Annotated in this window: 15 protein-coding genes; 4 read left to right on the top strand and 11 right to left on the bottom strand. The window is 46.3% G+C overall.

Annotation, left to right across the window (positions count from 1 at the left end):
* Window positions 1-293 precede the first annotated feature (293 nt).
* The 3 genes from BMZ72_RS10330 (at window position 294) to BMZ72_RS10340 (ending at window position 4,914) form a co-directional block, all read left to right on the top strand.
* On the top strand, window positions 294-1,271 hold the full coding sequence (locus BMZ72_RS10330) for an EndoS/ChiA family endoglycosidase (protein ID WP_177222748.1): 978 nt from the start codon (window positions 294-296) through the stop codon (window positions 1,269-1,271).
* Between the two features lie 83 nt (window positions 1,272-1,354).
* Window positions 1,355-3,262: an AAA domain-containing protein gene (locus tag BMZ72_RS10335; RefSeq protein WP_089807931.1), complete on the top strand. Its 1,908-nt coding sequence runs from the start codon at window positions 1,355-1,357 to the stop codon at window positions 3,260-3,262.
* Between the two features lie 56 nt (window positions 3,263-3,318).
* Window positions 3,319-4,914, top strand: a complete 1,596-nt coding sequence (locus tag BMZ72_RS10340) for a hypothetical protein (protein WP_143087662.1) — start codon at window positions 3,319-3,321, stop codon at window positions 4,912-4,914.
* Window positions 4,915-5,321: 407 nt separating this feature from the next.
* Here the strand turns inward: BMZ72_RS10340 and BMZ72_RS10345 are convergent, their stop codons facing one another.
* Window positions 5,322-6,014, bottom strand: a complete 693-nt coding sequence (locus tag BMZ72_RS10345) for a sulfite oxidase-like oxidoreductase (RefSeq protein ID WP_089807935.1) — start codon at window positions 6,012-6,014, stop codon at window positions 5,322-5,324.
* A gap of 329 nt (window positions 6,015-6,343) precedes the next feature.
* On the opposite strand from BMZ72_RS10345, the gene BMZ72_RS10350 reads away from it, so the two are divergent.
* On the top strand, window positions 6,344-7,558 hold the full coding sequence (locus tag BMZ72_RS10350) for a tetratricopeptide repeat protein (RefSeq protein WP_089807937.1): 1,215 nt from the start codon (window positions 6,344-6,346) through the stop codon (window positions 7,556-7,558).
* Here BMZ72_RS10350 and BMZ72_RS10355 read toward each other — a convergent pair.
* The 10 genes from BMZ72_RS10355 to spt are packed head-to-tail and all read right to left on the bottom strand — an operon-like array spanning window position 7,548 to window position 18,585.
* The gene (locus tag BMZ72_RS10355) at window positions 7,548-8,498 is read right to left on the bottom strand and encodes a phosphatase PAP2 family protein (RefSeq protein WP_089807939.1); all 951 of its coding nucleotides are present in this window, start codon (window positions 8,496-8,498) and stop codon (window positions 7,548-7,550) included. The two genes, BMZ72_RS10350 and BMZ72_RS10355, sit on opposite strands and share 11 nt — an antisense overlap.
* A gap of 6 nt (window positions 8,499-8,504) precedes the next feature.
* Window positions 8,505-9,125 carry a sterol desaturase family protein gene (locus BMZ72_RS10360; RefSeq protein WP_089807941.1) on the bottom strand — a complete coding sequence of 207 codons (621 nt, stop codon included), beginning with the start codon at window positions 9,123-9,125 and terminating at the stop codon, window positions 8,505-8,507.
* Between the two features lie 21 nt (window positions 9,126-9,146).
* The gene (locus BMZ72_RS10365; protein WP_089807943.1) at window positions 9,147-10,427 is read right to left on the bottom strand and encodes a DUF4833 domain-containing protein; all 1,281 of its coding nucleotides are present in this window, start codon (window positions 10,425-10,427) and stop codon (window positions 9,147-9,149) included.
* Window positions 10,428-10,449: 22 nt separating this feature from the next.
* Window positions 10,450-12,963, bottom strand: a complete 2,514-nt coding sequence (locus tag BMZ72_RS10370; protein ID WP_255373170.1) for a DUF5686 and carboxypeptidase-like regulatory domain-containing protein — start codon at window positions 12,961-12,963, stop codon at window positions 10,450-10,452.
* Between the two features lie 43 nt (window positions 12,964-13,006).
* Window positions 13,007-13,408 (bottom strand): GtrA family protein, encoded by a 402-nt coding sequence (locus tag BMZ72_RS10375; protein WP_089807947.1) that lies wholly within the window; start codon window positions 13,406-13,408, stop codon window positions 13,007-13,009.
* A complete protein-coding gene (locus tag BMZ72_RS10380; protein ID WP_089807949.1) occupies window positions 13,405-13,869 on the bottom strand; it encodes a phosphatidylglycerophosphatase A family protein in 465 nt (154 codons plus the stop codon). The genes BMZ72_RS10375 and BMZ72_RS10380 overlap by 4 nt, the downstream gene beginning before the upstream one ends.
* Window positions 13,866-15,191: an inositol-3-phosphate synthase gene (locus BMZ72_RS10385; RefSeq protein ID WP_089807951.1), complete on the bottom strand. Its 1,326-nt coding sequence runs from the start codon at window positions 15,189-15,191 to the stop codon at window positions 13,866-13,868. Before BMZ72_RS10385 ends, BMZ72_RS10380 begins: the two co-directional genes overlap by 4 nt.
* Window positions 15,192-15,217: 26 nt before the next feature.
* The gene (locus tag BMZ72_RS10390) at window positions 15,218-16,201 is read right to left on the bottom strand and encodes an NAD-dependent epimerase/dehydratase family protein (RefSeq protein ID WP_089807953.1); all 984 of its coding nucleotides are present in this window, start codon (window positions 16,199-16,201) and stop codon (window positions 15,218-15,220) included.
* On the bottom strand, window positions 16,198-17,379 hold the full coding sequence (locus BMZ72_RS10395; RefSeq protein WP_218155229.1) for a hypothetical protein: 1,182 nt from the start codon (window positions 17,377-17,379) through the stop codon (window positions 16,198-16,200). Before BMZ72_RS10395 ends, BMZ72_RS10390 begins: the two co-directional genes overlap by 4 nt.
* Complete coding sequence (spt, locus tag BMZ72_RS10400) at window positions 17,380-18,585, bottom strand: serine palmitoyltransferase (RefSeq protein WP_012790064.1); 1,206 nt, start codon at window positions 18,583-18,585, stop codon at window positions 17,380-17,382.
* Window positions 18,586-19,103 lie beyond the last annotated feature (518 nt).

Consider the following 19,103-nt stretch of genomic DNA (forward strand, 5'->3'; position numbering starts at 1 on the left):
AGGACCGGGTATCAACAAATATCGGGGCCAAATCTGAAAAAATTCTGTCACCACTCCTAAAATAGCTATTTCTTAAAACAAGTCCGCCAATTATACGAATCTGTGTTTTCATGCGTTTATTATAGCTATCAGCGATTGCCTCATACCCACTTTCCCGTCATCATACATTATCATTATACCTGCTCCCTGGTGACCGGGGCTGCCTGTTTATGTTGACATCCACTGATAAACTACTTACCTATTTATAACGTTTTAAACGACCGGTTACACACATGAAACCCAAATTCTACTTTATGCTAAAGTACGCTGTACTGTTTGCCTGCATCGGAACCGTGCTGACCTTATCCAATTCCTGTAAGAAAGACAATAACCCTGACCAGCCAGGTACCGGCGGTGGTACTGATACGACCCATGAGGAGGATCGTTCTCCGTTTTACGGTATTTCCCTCACCAAACGTCCTGTTATGGTCGAATACTGGGGAGGCTGCTGTTACGACAGGTCATCAGTTGGTCCGCTGGACGCTATACCTGATGGCGTAGACGTGGTGAATATCTTTACCCTTGGTATTGGCAGAACCGCTGCAGGTGGATGGGAATTTGAACACAGAGGCGTATCCGGCCAGAATGAATGGAGCGACGTACTGACCAAAGCATATGCCCTGCAAAAACGTGGTATCAGGGTAGTGGCCACCTCCTTTGCCGGTTCACTGGTAAAGCTGTCTGCCGCAGCTGCTGACTCTATGGCAAAAGTAGTCCGGGATTCACTCGATAAATGGAAACTGGACGGCGTAGACCTGGATCTGGAATACAGCAGTGGCCGGACCGCGAATATTGACAGTGGCGTCATTGCCCTCAGCAAGGTAGCCGGACCGGCATCAGGTACCGGCAGGATCCTGTCTGTAGTAGACTATAACAACTATAACACTGCACAGATCAAACGTTCAAAACAATACCTGGATTACGTACAGACCATGTCTTACTGGAACAAGGCGAATCAGATCAGGAGCATTGTAAAATCATATACAGACGCCATCGGTAGTCAGCAGAATGTATTGATCGGTGTAGGCGCGGGTTGTGCGATCACGGCTGGTCAGCAGACGCCGGCAGGCGAAGAACTGAAGATCGCAGATACCCTGCGCGCTTCATTTCAGGGTGCTGGTATGATGGAGTTTATCTTCGGATGCAGTTATCATAATAAAGATCAGAACGGGAACATTACAAAGGATGTGAGTTATACGACAAATATCCTTGGTCGCCTGAAGAAGTCATAAAAAGCAAAGGCCGGATATGAACTATCCGGCCTATCTCTTCTCCTCCTTCCCTGGCAAAACTATTATTGCCGTACCTTCGCGCCATGGATTATTTCAAAAAGCTGCTGGAATTACTGAAGACAGAGCGGGAAGTAGATAGAAAAGCATACCTGGAAATGACAGCCTCCACGTCTGTAGCCGAGCGCAGGGCGAATGGACTCAGCTGGTACCCTATTGCTATCAGGGGTTCAGAAATGAGCCGTGGAGACTATCTCACCGTAGAGGTAGAGCGTACCACTCACCAGGATATCGGTCACCAGCTCCGTTTTGGCGTATCAGCAGTACTTTTTTCGAATCATGATCCAAAAACCGACCGGGTGGAAGGCACTGTCACCTACCAGGGCGGTAATAAGCTGAAGATCACCCTGCGTACCGACGAGCTGCCGGAATGGGCCAGCAATGGTAAACTGGGGATCGACCTCCTTTTTGACGACAACAGCTATGATGAGATGCAAAATGCGCTCAAACAGGCTGATACCTTTGCTGATAAAGGAGAAAATGATCGCCTTATCCGGGTGCTGACAGGCGAAAAGTCGCCTACCTTCCATGACAACCTCCCTCCTGTCACTATTCCAAAACTCAACGCTTCCCAGCAAAATGCTGTGAACCGTATACTGGCTGCGAATGATCTTGCCATTGTGCATGGTCCTCCGGGTACCGGAAAGACCACCACACTGGTACAGGCGATCAAAGCGCTGATCAGACAGGATAATAAACAGATCCTTGTAGTAGCGCCCAGCAATACCGCTGTGGACCTGCTGAGTGAAAAGCTGTCTGAAGAAGGTCTCAACGTACTCCGGGTTGGCAACCCGGCCCGTGTGTCCGAACGTTTATCTTCCCTCACACTGGATAGCCGTATGACGGAACATGCCAGTATGAAGGAGATCAAACGCCTGAAAAAACAGGCCAATGAGTTCAGAGACATGGCCCACAAATACAAACGTAATTTCGGAAAAGCAGAACGTGAACAACGCAAGGCCCTGTTTGACGAAGCCCGCAATATCATGAAGTCGGTAGAGAACACCGAACAGTATATCATGGACGATCTGATGGCAAAAGCACAGGTCATTACAGCTACACTGGTCGGCGCCAATCACTATACCGTCCGGAAGCTGAAATACCATACTATCGTCATCGATGAAGCAGGACAGGCGCTGGAACCAGCCTGCTGGATACCTATTCTGAAAGCACAGAAAGTGGTACTGGCCGGCGACCATTGTCAGCTGTCACCTACTGTAAAATCGGATGAAGCAGCCAGAAACGGGTTAAGCACTACCCTGCTGGAAAAATGTATTGCCCTTCATCCGGAATCAGTGGTATTGCTGGAAGAACAATATCGTATGCACGAGATGATCATGGGTTATTCATCTGCTGTTTTCTATGCAGATAAACTGAAAGCACATGCCTCTGTAGCAGCACATACGCTGTTCCCCGATGATATGCCACTGTCATTTGTAGATACTGCCGGTTGTGGCTTTGATGAAAAAACAGAAGGTACCAGTACGACCAATCCGGAAGAAGCAGCCTTCCTGTTCAAACACCTGCGGCAATTTGTTACAGGTCTGCACACACATTATCAGCCGCAGCAATTCCCCAGCATTGCTATCATATCCCCTTACAAACAACAGATCAATATCCTGAAAGAACAACTGTTGTCCGTACCGGAGCTACAGGCTTACGGAGACAGGATCTCTGTGAATACGATCGACAGTTTCCAGGGGCAGGAAAGGGATATTGTCTATATCAGCATGACAAGAAGCAATAACGACAATAAGATCGGCTTCCTCTCTGACATCAGACGTATGAATGTGGCTATGACAAGAGCCCGAAAGAAGCTGGTGATCATAGGTGACAGCGCTACCTTGTCCCAATTGCCCTTCTATGCAGGGTTTATAGCCTATGCAGAGCAGCAGAACGCCTACCAGAGCGCATGGGAATTTATGGACAACTAACGGGGATATTTGATACCTTAGTACCGGAAAATCCTAACAACCGAACAACTGAACCTATGAAAGCAACTATCCTATCGTGTCTGCTTGCCTTGTTACAGGCAATTGCATTCGCGCAATTCAAAACTGTAGCCGAAACACCCTTATTTAAGGAACCTGAGTCCGGATTTGCCAAACTCCTGCAACTAAAAAATGGGAACACGGTGGTGGTCCATCTGTCCAACAGGAACGGTATCAATCTGACGTTTTACGATCCCCAGCACAAACTTTCGCTGAACAAACATCATGACCCTATCTTTCAAAAGCTGAGAGGCGCCCGTGTAAATGGCATTTTCGAAGCCGATGGTTCTATCGTTATGCTGATCAGCGAAGTAGAGGAAAGGACCCCATCGCTCTACAGGATCGTATTCGACGGCCTTACCGGTAATCTGCAAAGAGAGGAAAAGATCGCAGAAGCGGAGAAGTTTCAGTTCATGGACGTACGCTGGATACCGGAATTTGACCCGGTAAACTCTTTTGCCGTGAGCAAGGACCCTGCCAGTGATAACTACGCAGTATTCATCCGCAGAAACAGAAATGAATTTGCTGACAAGAACCAGATGGAAGTGGTGATGTACAATGGCCAGCACCAGGAAACCAGCAGGGCATTCTATCAGCCGCCATACAAATACACGTCGCTGAACTACCTGGATATGGCAGTACTGGGTGAAGACCGGGTATGTATCCTCGGTTTCGCCTACAATCAGATCGCTACCAGTGACAGGGAAGGACAGCTCGTACTGCTCTCTCTCGTCAAAGGAGGTCGTAAGATGACAGCAGAACTGCTGGATTTACCTGACAACCGTATTGCTGACAGTGCGATCGTCCGTTTTAATCCTGTTACTAAAAAACTGATGCTACTGGGTACTGCACATATTGAAGATACCAACCCTCAGCCTTATAGTGGTTTCTTAGCGATTATAGACCCTTTAAAGGGCAAAACAGAGCAATTCCTGGACATCTATCCATCTGAGGCAGATGCAGAGAAAAAGAAGCTCTTTGGGCCTAAACAAAGCTATACCGGAACCCCACAGGACCTGATATTACATACAGATGGCAGTTATTCGATCGTTTACGAAGAACTGAATCCGGAAAAACACCAGCCGCTCAACGGACAGGCATATACCTACTATAACCTGGACAATATGGCGATCAGCACTTTTGATGCCGGTCACAAACTGACTTCCTCCAGCTTCATTCCTAAAAAGCAATACCTGAAAAATACCGCTTACTCCAGCTTCTATCTGGCGCATCGCGGCCTGTCGGCACAACAGTTTATCCTGGGAGATCAGTATCGCTCCTTCTCCTATCTGAACATCAAAGACAGGATGTATATACTCATGAACGACGCAGAGCAGAATAAAGGTACAGCAGGAGCGGAAGTGGTACAGCTGAAAGTGCCGTCCAACGGCCAGGCTTACATTTATACAGCAGGTACAACAACGCCGGCACGTACGCCGTTTTTCGGAAAACTGAAAAAAGATGAAACGCACGCATTGTCTGTATTCAATATAGCCGACTATAACAGTGAGCGCAACGTATATGTGACATTGAAACTGGAGGTAACAGCAAAAGGGAAAGGTGCAAAACTCGTCTGGCTTGCACCGGAAGAATAAAAAAAGGCTAAAGTAGGAATACTCCAGCCATTGCTAAACCTACAACTGTTTACACTGTTCATGTAACATATCTTAACTGCCACAGTTGTCACGGCAGGGGGGATCTGAATGGTGAATACAAAGCTCAAAATATTTGTCCGCAATGAAAATGACCAAAGCCGGTCATTTCTATCCCCGGTTTGAGTGAGCCGGCTGTTTTGTCGCCTGACCAGCGATGCGTTCAATCGAGAGCACAAAACTACACACTGTTAGGTGCGCAGAATTATACATAACAAAGCATTTCTGATAAAAATCAAACAATTGTATACCTCCGGGTATGGGAAATAAAAAAAAGAGGGCACTTCAAAAGTTGAAGTGCCCTCTTTTTATGCAGATACCTGCCTCAGACAGGTAGTCTTTGAAGCGATTTAACTATAACGGTCATTTCTCCAGGGATAGGCAGTATCCGAGTAACCCCGCTCCTCCCAGAAACCCAACTTGTTCTCCGTCAGGAATTCTATCCTGCGGATCCATTTGGAGCCTTTCCAGGCGTATAACTGCGGGGTGATCATTCTCACCGGACCACCATGCTCAACCGGCAGAGGTGCGCCTTCCACTGTATGTACCAGCAGTACGTCTGGTTTCAGGGCTTCTTCCAGGGAGACATTGGTCGTATAATCATCGTAGCCGTAACAGAGGATATGTGTGGCATTTTCCTTTGGTTGCGCCAGTGCCGCCAGGTCCAGGAGACGTACCCCTTTCCAGTTCATATCCAGCTTTGACCAGGTGGTCACACAATGAAAATCGGAAGTATCTTCCGTTTGCGGCAGTGCCATAAAATCATCCCAGCTCAGTTCTACCGGGTGCTCTACTGCGCCATCTATCACCAGCTTCCATTCATCGAGCGGAATTTCGGGCTCTATACCCAGGTCAAGTACCGGCCATTTACGGGTCAATACCTGCCCTACCGGTACAACCGGCATACCATGACGATTAGGCCTGCCGCTGCCCATCGGTTTATCATCCGCCATAGAAGGCGTCTGGCTCATTTTCCCCTCAAAGCGGGCTTTGAGTTTCATACGGGCTTCAACGACCCTTTTCAGCTTTTCTGATTCTTCCATGTACTGAAGGTAGGTATTATTAAAAAACCGGCAGATATGAATATCAAAGATCCGGTGGAAGGAAATTTTGAGGAAAAAATCCCCGGCTGATAATAAGTGTTTTAAGAACGTTCCTGACCGGCTGACAGAATTATAGGGAGATAACCCTTTCAGTTACAATTCAATTGCAGTGAAAACAAGTAAACTTGTCTGACGATGGAGCAGTTTTTGTGATAATCCTTACTGGCAGGCCCGCGGGCTGTACTACCAGCGCATTGAATAATGGATGTCTGGCAGCTGGTAGATACCCATAAAAAACATAAATTTGATACTGTACTCAACCATTGCTGATGCTATTAACTTCCTCCTATGAACTAAAGACAGCATTTGCCTATGCCAGGAGTTTCAGCCTGGAGAGGAAGCTTTATTACATTGATAGCCAGATGATATTACTGGGTATCCTGGACTCTTACGCCAGCGATGTAGCCATCGAGGCAGGCGACAGGGAAAAGATGCTCCAGTGGTTACACGCACTGGACTGGGAACAACGGCCCGGCGCCCCTATTCCCACGGGCAGCAAACCCAAGGTGCCTATCATGACAGAAGCAGAAAGGATGCTGGAAAATGCCACCTGGTTCCAGAAAAAACTGGGGGATGAACAACTCCATCCACAGCACATCATCCTCTCGATACTCACCATAGAAAATCGTTGTCAGTACAAATTCAAGTCCCTGGGTATCATTTTCGAAACATACCTGGAACAGCTGCTTTCAATACGAAAAGCTACAACGGAGGTGCCTTTCCGCAGTCCGCGGATCAAGACTTCCTACATCAGTTTTTTCCATCCTTTTTTACAGTTGTTTTATGGTCCGCAGCAGAAGAAAAATGCGGTGGAAAGATACTTCAGTGAAGCACAGTCGTTACTGCAATACAATGATATTCATAAGTGCAGAACCTTATGTCACCTGGTATTACAGATGCAGCCTGACCATGTCAATGCATTGTGGTTATCCGGTGTGACCTGGAGAGTGGAACGTAACTTTCAGAAGGCCCTGCCTTTCTATGATAAAGTACATCATAAACATCCGCAGCATACCGGCGTACTGGCCGAAGTAGCGCATTGTCATAGTGAAATGGGTAACCATGAATGGGCTCTGAAACTGTATTCACATGCGTTATCGCTTAATCCGGGATCTTCCGAATTATTGAACAGTCTTGGGTTTGAATGTATTCACCTTGAGTTGTATGTGGAAGCGATCTCTTATTTCGATCAGGCAATTGCGTATGATGAAGACTGTGCCTATGCGTATAATAACAAAGGTTATGTGCTGATGCACCTGGGATTCCCGGTAGCAGCCAGAGAACTGATACTCAAATCATTGCAGATCAATAAAGGAAATGCGTATGCTTACAGGAACCTGGCTTTATTATCCCTGAAGGAACAGGATGTGGAGACGGCCAGGGAGATGCTCCAGAAGGCGCAACGCTTTCACTTCAAACGCAATTACGGGAACGAAGTGGAAGAGTTATTACGCCGTCTGGATACTCAAAAAGCTACTTCGTGATCACTGTATAGAATTTCGAAATGCGCTCATTATAAGCCACACTCTTCATCAATACAAGTCTGTATAAGGCAATACCGACGCTTGCACAGGTAATGCCTGCCAGTACGTCCAGCACATAGTGGTGACTGGTGTAAACGGCTGCAAACCAGATACCTAAGGCGATAATACCAAAGATCGTGGTAAAGAAGATGTTTGTTGTCTTTCTCGCATAAAAGAATACGATCAGCGGATAGGCAGAATGCAGGGATGGCATGGCCGCAAATACATTCGATCCTTTCGCATAGAGAGAACCGAAGACATTCACGTGCAGGGCATCATCGAACCTTAATAATCCGGCCGCATTACTCAGCGTATTGGCAATGAAATCAAAGCCATGCACCTGTACATACCATGGTGGCGCCGCAGGATATGTGTAATACACGATATATCCGAGCCAGTTCACCAATATGAATGTCAGGGCAAAATGTATAAACTGAAGTCTGTCTTTGTAGAACAGGTAACCCGCGAATGCCAGCGGAACGGGCACCCAGCAGAGGTAAAAAGAACCAGTCAGCACATCCAGCCATACGCGGGTGTTGTGTAACCAGTATTCATTCGGCGTTACTCTCACGCCATCCAGCATAATACCAAACCAGGCCTTCTCTCGCTCATAAATGTCCTGTATATGCACGGGTCCCGTCAGATAGTTCGGGAACGCCTTCATATAGTCAAACACGATCCAGTAGAAGATGAAGATCGAGAATCCCAATATAAACCGGCGGGTAGGCCGGGATGCATAATAACAACCATTGAATAAAGCTACCAGCCAGAGCTGATCGGTCTTAAATCCAAGCAACCAGGCCGAAAGCAGCAGATAGGCAATGCTGACCGCAGTTACGATCAGCATATATCGCCTATCTAAAAATGCAGTTGTAGGCCTGGCAGGAACAGGTGCGTCCATCTTATCTCACTTTTGAAAATCTGACCTGAAGATCTTGTCCCAGAAGGAAGAGCTTACGCCATATCCTCTGGTTGCATCGGCATAGTGATGCATCATGTGATGTTTCTTTAACTTCTTCCAGAACCTGGCTTTGAAATTGAAATGATGCAGGGCATAGTGGGAGATATCGTAGAAAAGATATCCGGCTATAAAGCCTGCAAAGAAACCATAGAAATATACTTCAGGTATAAAACTCTTGTACAGAAAAAAGAAGCCTGTCGCCAGCGGAATGCTCACAGAAGGAGGTAATACCAGGCGCAGTGCATCGTTTGGATAATCATGGTGTACACCATGGAAAATGAAGTGCAGTCTTCTGCCCCATTTGGAGGATGGCTCGAAATGGAATACGAAGCGGTGCATCACATACTCTACAAATGACCATACGAACAGGCCGGCGGCAACGCACAGGGCCCAGATGATCAGACCGGATTGCTCAACAACCAGGGCTGTCCAGCAGCACCAGGTGATAACAGGAATGTATAAAAACAGCGGAACGCTGAAATGAACTTTTGATAGTTTCTCAAAAAGGCTACTCTTAAACATCTGAGTAGACTCATGAGAGTTGGAAATGTAATGTCTATTACTCATCGTTGCGAATTTAACAATCAACTAGGGCTTGAATTGCTCTTTGATTTCTTTGCCGGTGGCAGGATCTATTCCTTTCATTTCTATGTAAACAACATTCGGCAACCAGAAGGTACCTCCTTCGATCTGAAGATATATTCTGTTCAGCTGGGCCATTACGTTACCAATCTGTGTATAGATATGGTATTGACCTTCAGCAGATTTCATCAGGTATAACTTCTTCTTGTCATAGGCGACGGAACGCAATTCATACTTGTCTTTAGATACTTGTTTTATTTTCAGACCGTATGCAAATTTACGTTGTATATAGTTTAATCCCTTCTTTTCACTATTCTCTGTGTATCTGATCCAGTAAATATTTACGGGCTCATCTTCGTCGAGCGTACCATCTTTCTGGAGGTTCAGATCATAAACGATGGTGTTGGCGTTAGGCGTACGCTGCATATAAAACAGCATGGTCGGGATACCTGACGGTACCGGAAAGTTGGGTTCTTTACCCTGTCCTCCGCCGGCTGGCATCGCAACCGCCATCACAGGCAGTACCATGATCAGCAGAGCGATCACCGGTGTGGTGGTAGCGCTTCTGATAACACGGGTCACCTGATCCTGCTTATCGATCGCTTTCTTCGCATCCAGGATACGGCCTACCGCTGTAATATTGGTCATGATCGCCATGATGAACAGCGGGAAAGTGAAGATCGAAATGGTCTCAAATACATGGAACGGAATACCCGGAATGAACAGTTTATAGTCGCCTCCGATAAAATGAGAAGTCACCCCGCAGGCGATCGCTGACAGGGAGATGATCACGATCCTTTCCGGACGCTGCATCAATCCACCTTTACATTCGATCCCCAGTCCTTCGGCACGTGCTCTGGTGTAGCTCACCATCATGGAGCCGATCAGGGCAATGAAAGCGAATATGGAGCTCAGGAAATAGTGGTGACCGATCAGGTAATAACAGATACCCAGGAACAGGACCATTTCACTGTAACGGTCCAGTACGGAGTCGAATAAAGCGCCGAAACGCGACCCCATATTTCCCAGACGGGCTACCTGACCATCCAGCATATCAAATAATCCTGCAAAAAGGATCAGACCGCCGGCCCATCCTACATATGACAGGTCGCCTCTGTTACCTTCCTCTACGCCTGTCACAAAAATTACAACAACACCTATATTCAGTATGAAACCAATGAGGGTCACCGCATTCGGCGTCAGCCCCATTTTAATCAGCCCTTTTACGAAAGGGTTGATCACTACGTAAATTGCCTGCTGTAGTTTATCTCTGAATCGTTTTTTCATGGCTTACGATTGAAAACGTCAATTAAAAATCAAATCTGACCCTGCCTCTGATACCCCAGTTGGAGATGAGCGGGTTGTCCAGATAAGTAAACCTTTTTACCAGGTCAAGCCTGAGTAATTTGAATATATTAGAAACACCAACACTACCTTCTACATATGGCTCCCGGCCTAACGTGTAGGTGATCGGCGTTCCATCTGCATAATTGGAGAACTGGATCTTTGAAGGATCCTGACGTGGGTCATTCTGTTTGCTCAGTCCACCATACAGTACTTTGATGGTTGCTACCTCACGCCACTTCAGTTTCTTCAGCAAAGGTATCTTATTGAAAATAAATCCGTTGAAGTTATGGTCAATATTTACCCCTGCGTAGCGGTCACTCACAAACTCCAGGAAGTTCATCAGGTTATACGATTGTAACTGATAAGCATATGACTGGTTCGCCCTGTGAATCGTCAGCAAAGGATAAGGTACTTTACCGAAGATCATGCCACCTTCTGCAACCACTTCACTATATCCCAGCTGTCCCAGGAATACCATCTTATAAATATTCAGGGAAAGGTTCTGGTAATTGTACCCGCTGTTGAACAGGCCTTTAACTCCCGCGATCGCTCTGAATGTAAAAATAGGATATTTGTTGGGGATAGGTATTCTGAAGTTCTTACCCTGGTAGAACTCCTCGTGCGGCGCCCAGCGCAGTTCGAGTGACAGTTCTGCCGTTGTGATCTTCTTTACGCTGTCTGACTGGGTAAGCCCCTTATAATAAGACAGGGTACCTGCCGGCGTCTGTCCCCAGTGTTTGAATCCAAGCTGGAAGGAAGAGTGGTTATCGAATTCATGGAGGTAAAACAACCTGTAAATGTCGTTGTACAGCCATTTATCGTTATTACCACGTTTGAAGGACAACAGGAAGTTATCTTCCTGTACGAACTGCAGTTCCTGACCCGGGATCTTGGTATCGTGCTGGTAACTTGCCTTAAGGGCACGTACCGGCCAGTCGTAAATAGACTTATGATTGAAGGCATAAGAACCTCCGAAGTAATATTTCCACTTTTCATCCTTGAAACCGTAGGCGGTATAGCCCTCCAGGTAGAGACTCTTATTGAATTTAGGCGTCGTTCTACCACCCAGTCTCAGACGGAAACCTTCCACCGGGTTGAAGTTATAGAAGGTATTTACCGGACCTACCTCAAATTTCGGACCTACGCTCTTCCATCCTGCCAGCAGGAAGGTGGCGATATCCAGGGTCCGTTTGAAGGATTTCATGTTCTGCAGACTATCAATATTCTGGTATACCTTGGATTCTGCGGTAGTCAGACTATCATGCCTGTTCGCGATCCAGAAGCTATCCGGTTTTTCCACCTGGTCTTCATTCTGCACAACGGCCGTTCCTGCATAGAACCCATCCGGCATGGGCTTGTTGATCACCATGTTTTTGATGGAAACGGTACGTTCCCCATATAGACCGCTGCTACCCTTAAACAGACCGAAATCGGCCATCAGGGTATTTTTATTCATGAAATAGCGCCCGTCAGGAGTCTTTTCGAAGTCCATATACAGGTGAAAATCACGGATAAAGTTCAGGTTGATCTCTTTATTGGCGGTCATATCTGCTTTCTGGATGGCGTAGTTACCATCGAGCGTGATATACAGTTTACCTTCCAGTAACCTGTCCGTCTTATTACGCGGATAAAATTCCAGTACGATCAGTTTGGAGCTGTCGGCTGTCACAATTGTATCGGCGATATAATATCTGTAAAAAGTGGGACCTGCGTTGGCGATCGGGCTGAGGAACTGGTTGGTGAACAGCATCATGTTGTTATCATAGATATCCACATCCTGGTAGATGTGGTTCAGATAAGCACTCAGACCACGGTTATCAATATAATTCTCAAAGCTGACCTTCTTATCAGCAGTGATGATTGTTTTCTTTTTCTCGGGATCCTTCCGGAAATATACATCAGCGAGCTTTTCTTCCAGGTACATGGGCAGCAGCGAGCGGCCGGCCATTTTGGTCGTATCCTGATTTTCGAACACAAATTTATACTTGCGGGTAAAGCGGCTGTTCTGTATCTTTTCGGAGAGATTACTCAGTGCGAATTCCAGTTTTTCGTACTGGTTATAATTCGCATAGTCATAGTGTTCCATCCTGTTCTTTGATTTATTATCAATGACCAGTCGGATCAGCTCTACAGCCGGGTTGTCCTTGTTTCTGTATCTTTCTTTCTTACGCTTCACGACAAACTCTGTGAGCTGTTTTGCTCCGTTGTCGAGTACCATGTTCCGTACCTGCTCCTGTCCCTTTTGTACGCGTATTGTTATGGCTTTATACCCCATGAGGGAAAAGCGCACACTATCTTTTGGGCTATCAAACTGTAATTCGTATCTTCCGGCAGCATCTGTTGAGATGCCAAAGGAAGTACCAGGCACAAAAACGCTTACAAATGGCAAAGGGGAGCCCGACTTATCGGTAACAAGCCCCTTAACTGTCGTTGTTTGTGCAAATACTGAACTAAAGCCGAGCGTAAGCAATAACAAAAGACCTAAACTAATATTTTTACTACCATTCATCTATCTAACATCATTTAAAAACGAATCGCTTCTGCATTATATAACTGTAAGTAAAACCAACCAGCAACGAAACTGACAACTTTACGATGGACAGTCTAAGCGCTGTTTCTTTATTGGAAACATCGTGCCATCCTGTAAAATGCAGTATCAACCACACGCCTGCTGTATTTAACAGCATGTTCCCCACCCAGGTGATACCATAGCGCAATGCCTGCCCTCCTATTGCTCCTTTTTCCCTGTTAAAGACCCATTGCCTGTTGATCATAAAGTTGGCTGTACCGCCACCCAGGGCGCCGATCACATTAACGCCGGCTGACCATTCTCCGGCCAGCGCTGACAGTATGACTACTACAGTAAAGTCAACACCTGTTGCTATTAATGAGGAGGCCTGCGCCTTTAAAAACTTAATCATCCTCCAAAAAGGTTACTGTGATAGGCTATCTGCAGTAACAAGTTGGTATATATCCCTGCTACCACGTCATCCATCATTACCCCCAGACCACCGTTCAGCTGTTCGGTGCGGCGGATACCTAATGGCTTTACGATATCAAAGAATCTGAATAATACCAGTCCTGCGAGTACATACCAGTAATTTACCGGTAAGAACAGCAGGCTGACACACATACCGGCCACTTCATCAATCACCACTTTCTTATCATCCTTGCCCCAGTACGGTTCTACTTCATTACCGGACCAGACACCGAGCACTGTGATCGCTACGGTGAAAACTAACGGCCAGAGGCCTGCAAATGCACTACCAGCCAGTGCAAGGTACCAGCAGAGCGCTGCCACAGCCGCTGCGACTGTGCCCCCGCCTTTGCCAATGTAGCCTATACCCAGGCTGGTAGCGAATATTTTGTGAATTCGGATCATTCTTCGTTTAAAATACCTTCATAATAATCCAGACCCAGGTGCGTGATCAGATCTTCACCCATCAGGTAACGCAGTGTATTCTGCAGTTTGATGAGCTGTTTGAAGATGTCATGCTCAGGACGCAGACCCGGAGCTGTTTGCGGAGACTTCAGATAGAAAGACAGCCATTCCTGGATACCGCTCATACCTGCGCGTTTAGCGAAGTCCATGAACAGTGCGAGGTCCAGTACGATTGGCGCAGCCAGGATGGAGTCACGGCAGAGGAAGTTGATCTTGATCTGCATTTTGTAGCCCATCCAGCCGATGATGTCAATGTTATCCCAGCTCTCTTTGTTATCCTTGCGTGGAGGATAATAGTTGATCCTGATCTTGTGGTACATGTCACCATACAGTTCAGGATTTTCTTCCGGCAGCAGGATGTCTTCCAGTACGCCCAGTTTGGAAACTTCTTTGGTTTTGAAGTTATCCGGATCGTCCAGTACCCATCCGTCACGGTTACCCAGGATGTTGGTGGAGAACCAGCCTTCCATACCCAGTGCACGTGCAGTCAGACCTGGAGCCAGGATGGTCTTCATCAGGGTCTGTCCGGTTTTGAAATCTTTACCTGCGATCGGCGTTTTTGTCTTTTTAGACAGCTCGATCAGGGCAGGAATGTCGCAGGTCAGGTTAGGAGCACCGTTTGCGAAAGGAACGCCCAGTGTCAGCGCTGCATAAGCATAGATCATGCTCGGAGCGATACGCAGGTCATTGTCTTTCAGACCCTGTTCGAAAGCCGCCAGGGACATATGTACATCCGCAGCTTCGTGATAGATCTCGGTAGAACCGCACCATACCATTACAACACGGTCGCAGCCTTTTTCTTTCTGAAAATTCTTAATATCTTCTATTACGGCCTGTGCCAGCTCGTAACGGGTTTTGTTATCTTTAACGTGTGTGCCGTCAAGATTTTTAACAAAGTTTTTATCGAAAGCGGCCTTCATTGGAACAATGGCTTCCAGTTCAGGTTTGATCGCTTCCAGCTGGAATCTGTCCAGTACTTCAGCTTTTACAGCTGCAGTGTATACGTTGTCTTCGTATACATCCCAACCACCAAATACCAGATCATTCAGACTTGCTAAAGACACAAAGTCTTTGATCAGTGGATTTCTGTTGTCCGTTCTTTTACCCAGTCGGATGTGTCCCATCTGAGCGACAGAACCGATTGGTTGTGCTAATCCTTTCTTAACTGCCTCCACCCCGGCGATGAATGTTGTGGCCACCGCGCCAAGGCCTGGCATCAAAACACCCAGCTTACCTTTTGCTTCTTTAATTTGATGTTTCATTTTTAAACTTTATTTTCTGTTTTAATCTAAAACCACTTATTGGCCGAGTACCAGTCCAGGGTTTCCTGCATACCTTTTTCAAGATTATAGCGCGGTTGGTAACCCAGGTCCCGGCGTATGCTATCTATATTACAATTCCAGTTCGCAGCTGTCAGTTCGTTCAATTTATCCTTATTCAGTAAAGGGGCGCCACGACTCACCTTTTCCGAAATAGCGGCAACGATCTTAATGACAGGCAAAGGCAAATGAATGCGAAGTGTGCGCAGCTTCAGGTGTTGTTTGATAATCGCTGCCAGTGCGTAACGGTCATAACTATTACCATCTGAAATGTTATAAGCGACTCCTGATACAGGCGCCTTTAACGCCAGTATAGCTGCATCCGCGAGGTCTTTTACATACACAAAACTCAGCCACTGGGCACCTCTGCCCATATAAGGTTCCAAACCCCGTCTGAATGTTTTGAACAATACGAAAAGGTCTCTCTCGCGCGGCCCGTATACAGCAGTGGGCCTTAATATAACCCAGGGAACATCCGAAATAGCGCCCAGGAATTCTTCTGCCAGTAGTTTACTTTTTCCGTAACTGGTGACCGGGCTGGGTGTTGTTACATCCGGTACGGGCCAGCTGGCATCATATGCGATGGGGCCTACGGCCGCCAGACTGCTGATAAATAAAAATTTCTTAAGAGGTATGCCTGACTCGCTGACTGCCTGCGCCAGGTTTTGGGTATACCCTGCATTAACTTTGTTATATTCGTCTAAAGACCTTGCTTTTGTTATACCTGCACCATGAATGATATAATCAAACCGGTGTTCTTTCATTAATTCTGTCAGCGCCTCTTTGCGGCTGAAATCAGGATAAACATAATTTACCTGTAAATGGTTCAGGTGGGAGACATTGCTCGATGCGCGAACAGCAGCATAAACTTCCATTCCTGCATCGAGGGCTGCCTCCACCAGATGATATCCTACAAAACCGCTGGCACCTGTTATCAGTACGCGAGGTTTCATATCTCTTTTTCGTAAATCCTGTATTTTCTGTAAGGATCGGCATTGATACTCAACATCGCCGCATTCATCAGATCATTGTTTTCGAGTATCCATGAACCCTCACCATATGCTACATTTTTCTCTCTACCCGTCTTCATCAGTTCACCATACAGGCAACCATCAATACCCAGCTTACGGTAAGGTTCCAGTACGCCGAGCGTCAATACCCTTACAGCATTGATCTTCTTTTTGCCCAGTAATAGCTTAAATATACCGGTCGGTAATAAACGACCTCTTTTTATCTTGATCAGGATCTGGTTCAGATCAGGAATTGCCAGTGCAAAACCGATCGCTTTCCCATTCTCCTCAGCGATGATACAGAAATCAGGGTCCAGTATCATTTTCAGGTCCTTCGCCAGGTACTCGAATTCCTTGTCGGTCATCGGTACAAAACCAAGGTTTTTATCCCATGCGCTGTTATAGATAGCCATGATCTGCTTCACTTCCGAGTCAAAGTTCTTAACGTTGACTTTACGGAAAGTGATGTTACGTCTGGCCAGTCTTTCCTGCAGTACTTCCATGATCCTGTAAGGACGATCGTTCATGTACTGCGGAATGATCTTATAAGCAAGCAGGGTAACGTTTTCGGTTAGCCCTGCCTGTTCAATCAATTTACTATAGTATGGAGGATTATAGGGCATCATGACTACCGGCGGACCGTCAAACCCTTGTATCAACAGACCGCAGGTCTCGTTGGTAGAAAAGTTAACAGGGCCTATCATGGTGCTCAGCTTACGTTCCTTCAGCCACGCAGTAGCTGTCTGAAATAAAGCCTGGCTCACTTCAATGTCATTGATAGATTCAAAGAAGCCGAAGAAGCCGTCGTTCTTTTTATTAAAAGCGTTGTGGTTCTTATTGTCTATGGCTGCAATCCTCCCTACGATCTTATTCCCCTTAAAGGCAAGGAATGCCTGTAAACTGGAATGTTCATGAAAGGGATGTTTACCCGGACTCAGAAGATCACGCTGAGCGATAAAAAGCTCTGGAACGTAATTCTTATCGTCCTTGTACAGATCGTGCGGAAAATCAATAAATTGGGCCAGCTGCTTTTTCGTAGTAACCGGGATAACCGTCACTGCCGAAACGCCACCTGACACTGGAGCATGTACCGTCTGTTGAGAGGTTTGCAAAGTTTCCATTTATATTTTTTGCTTTAAGGGTATACCCGCAAGTGTAAATGTCTCCGTTAATTTATCGATAGCTGTTTCAATCTGTGCAAACGTGTGTGTAGACATCAGAGAGAATCTGATCAACGTTGCATCTGGTTGTACAGCCGGAGGAACTACCGGATTCACAAATACACCCTGGTCCTGCAGCATACGGGTAATGCGGAATACCTGCTCTTCATTTCTGATGTAGATCGGAATAACAGGTGTTTCAGACACATGACCGGTATCAAAACCAGCTTCTTTCAGCAGGTTACGCGCATAGTTGGTGTTATCCCACAGACGTTGGATATGTTCAGGCTCTGACTGGATGATATCCAGCGTAGCCAGTACACTCGCAGCAGCAGCAGGTGTCATACTCGCACTGAAGATCAGTGAACGGGCAGAGTGCTTCAGGTACTCAATAACATCGCCGTCGCCTGCGATAAATCCACCCAAAGACGCAAAAGACTTACTGAAAGTACCCATGATCACGTCAACTTTGTCTGTCAGGTTGAAGTGAGCAGCCGTACCGGCGCCATTCAGACCTACCACACCCAGTCCGTGTGCATCGTCCACCATGATATTCGCACCATAGGTATCAGCCAGGGCTACGATCTCAGGCAGTTTAGCGATGTCACCTTCCATACTGAATACACCATCCACTACGATCAGACGTACTGATGACTGTGGCAGCGCAGAAAGTTTGGCTTCCAGATCCTCCATATTATTATGGCGGTACTTGATCACCTTGGAAAAGGACAGACGGCTGCCATCGATAATGGAAGCATGGTCCAGTTCGTCAAGAATGATGTAATCATTACGGCCGGTGAGGCTCGATAATGCGCCCTGGTTTGCCAGAAACCCGGTACTGAATACGAGAGCGGCTTCTTTGCCTACGTATTCCGCCAGGCGCCGTTCTAACTCCAGATGGAGGTCAAGAGTACCGTTAAGGAATCTGGACCCTGCACATCCCGTACCATACTTGTCTATGGCACGCTTGGCCGCCTCTTTTACCTTGGGATGATTAGTCAGTCCCAGGTAGGAATTTGATCCGAACATTAACACCTTCTTACCATCGATATCCACCTCAGTGTCCTGAGAAGAAGAGATTGGTCTGAAATAAGGGTAGATCCCCTTTTCCTTAGTGGTGTGAACTCTGGCCAATGAGGCTTCCTTTGCACGTAACAATTTGCTCATCTGATATTTCTCTTAAGCTGTTGTATAATCTTATACTTACACTTGTTTATTTACGCGAAAGTATAAGATTATTGTTCTGAAAACGTTTTCAGATCCAAATTTATATATTGAACACTAAAAATTTGCAGTGAATTGACGACGGTAAGTTGATAAGTCCCCCGCAAACAAGCTAGTGTCTAATAATACTTCATCCAACTACGAATTCCATCATACGAAGGTTTCGTAATTTCTAACAGTATGCGAGTTGCGGTTTAAACTAATGATAGCTTTTGCAGCTATGGGTTCGAACGAAACAATAGGTGATAGTGGCGGTCTAACAGCGTATATAGTTGTGGTTTAAGGCAGTTTTATCAGCCGAGTTTACACGTATTAAACCGGAATGACGGCACCAAATTAGGAAAAATTTTCAAATAAGAGTCAAAAATAGTAGGGAATAACACCAAAATATTACATATATACAACAAATAGCTAATCTCATCATCTTTATTATAACCGGCTCAACCTTATCACTAACTATC

It is taken from the genome of Chitinophaga sp. YR627 (genome assembly GCF_900114995.1).
GTDB lineage: Bacteria > Bacteroidota > Bacteroidia > Chitinophagales > Chitinophagaceae > Chitinophaga.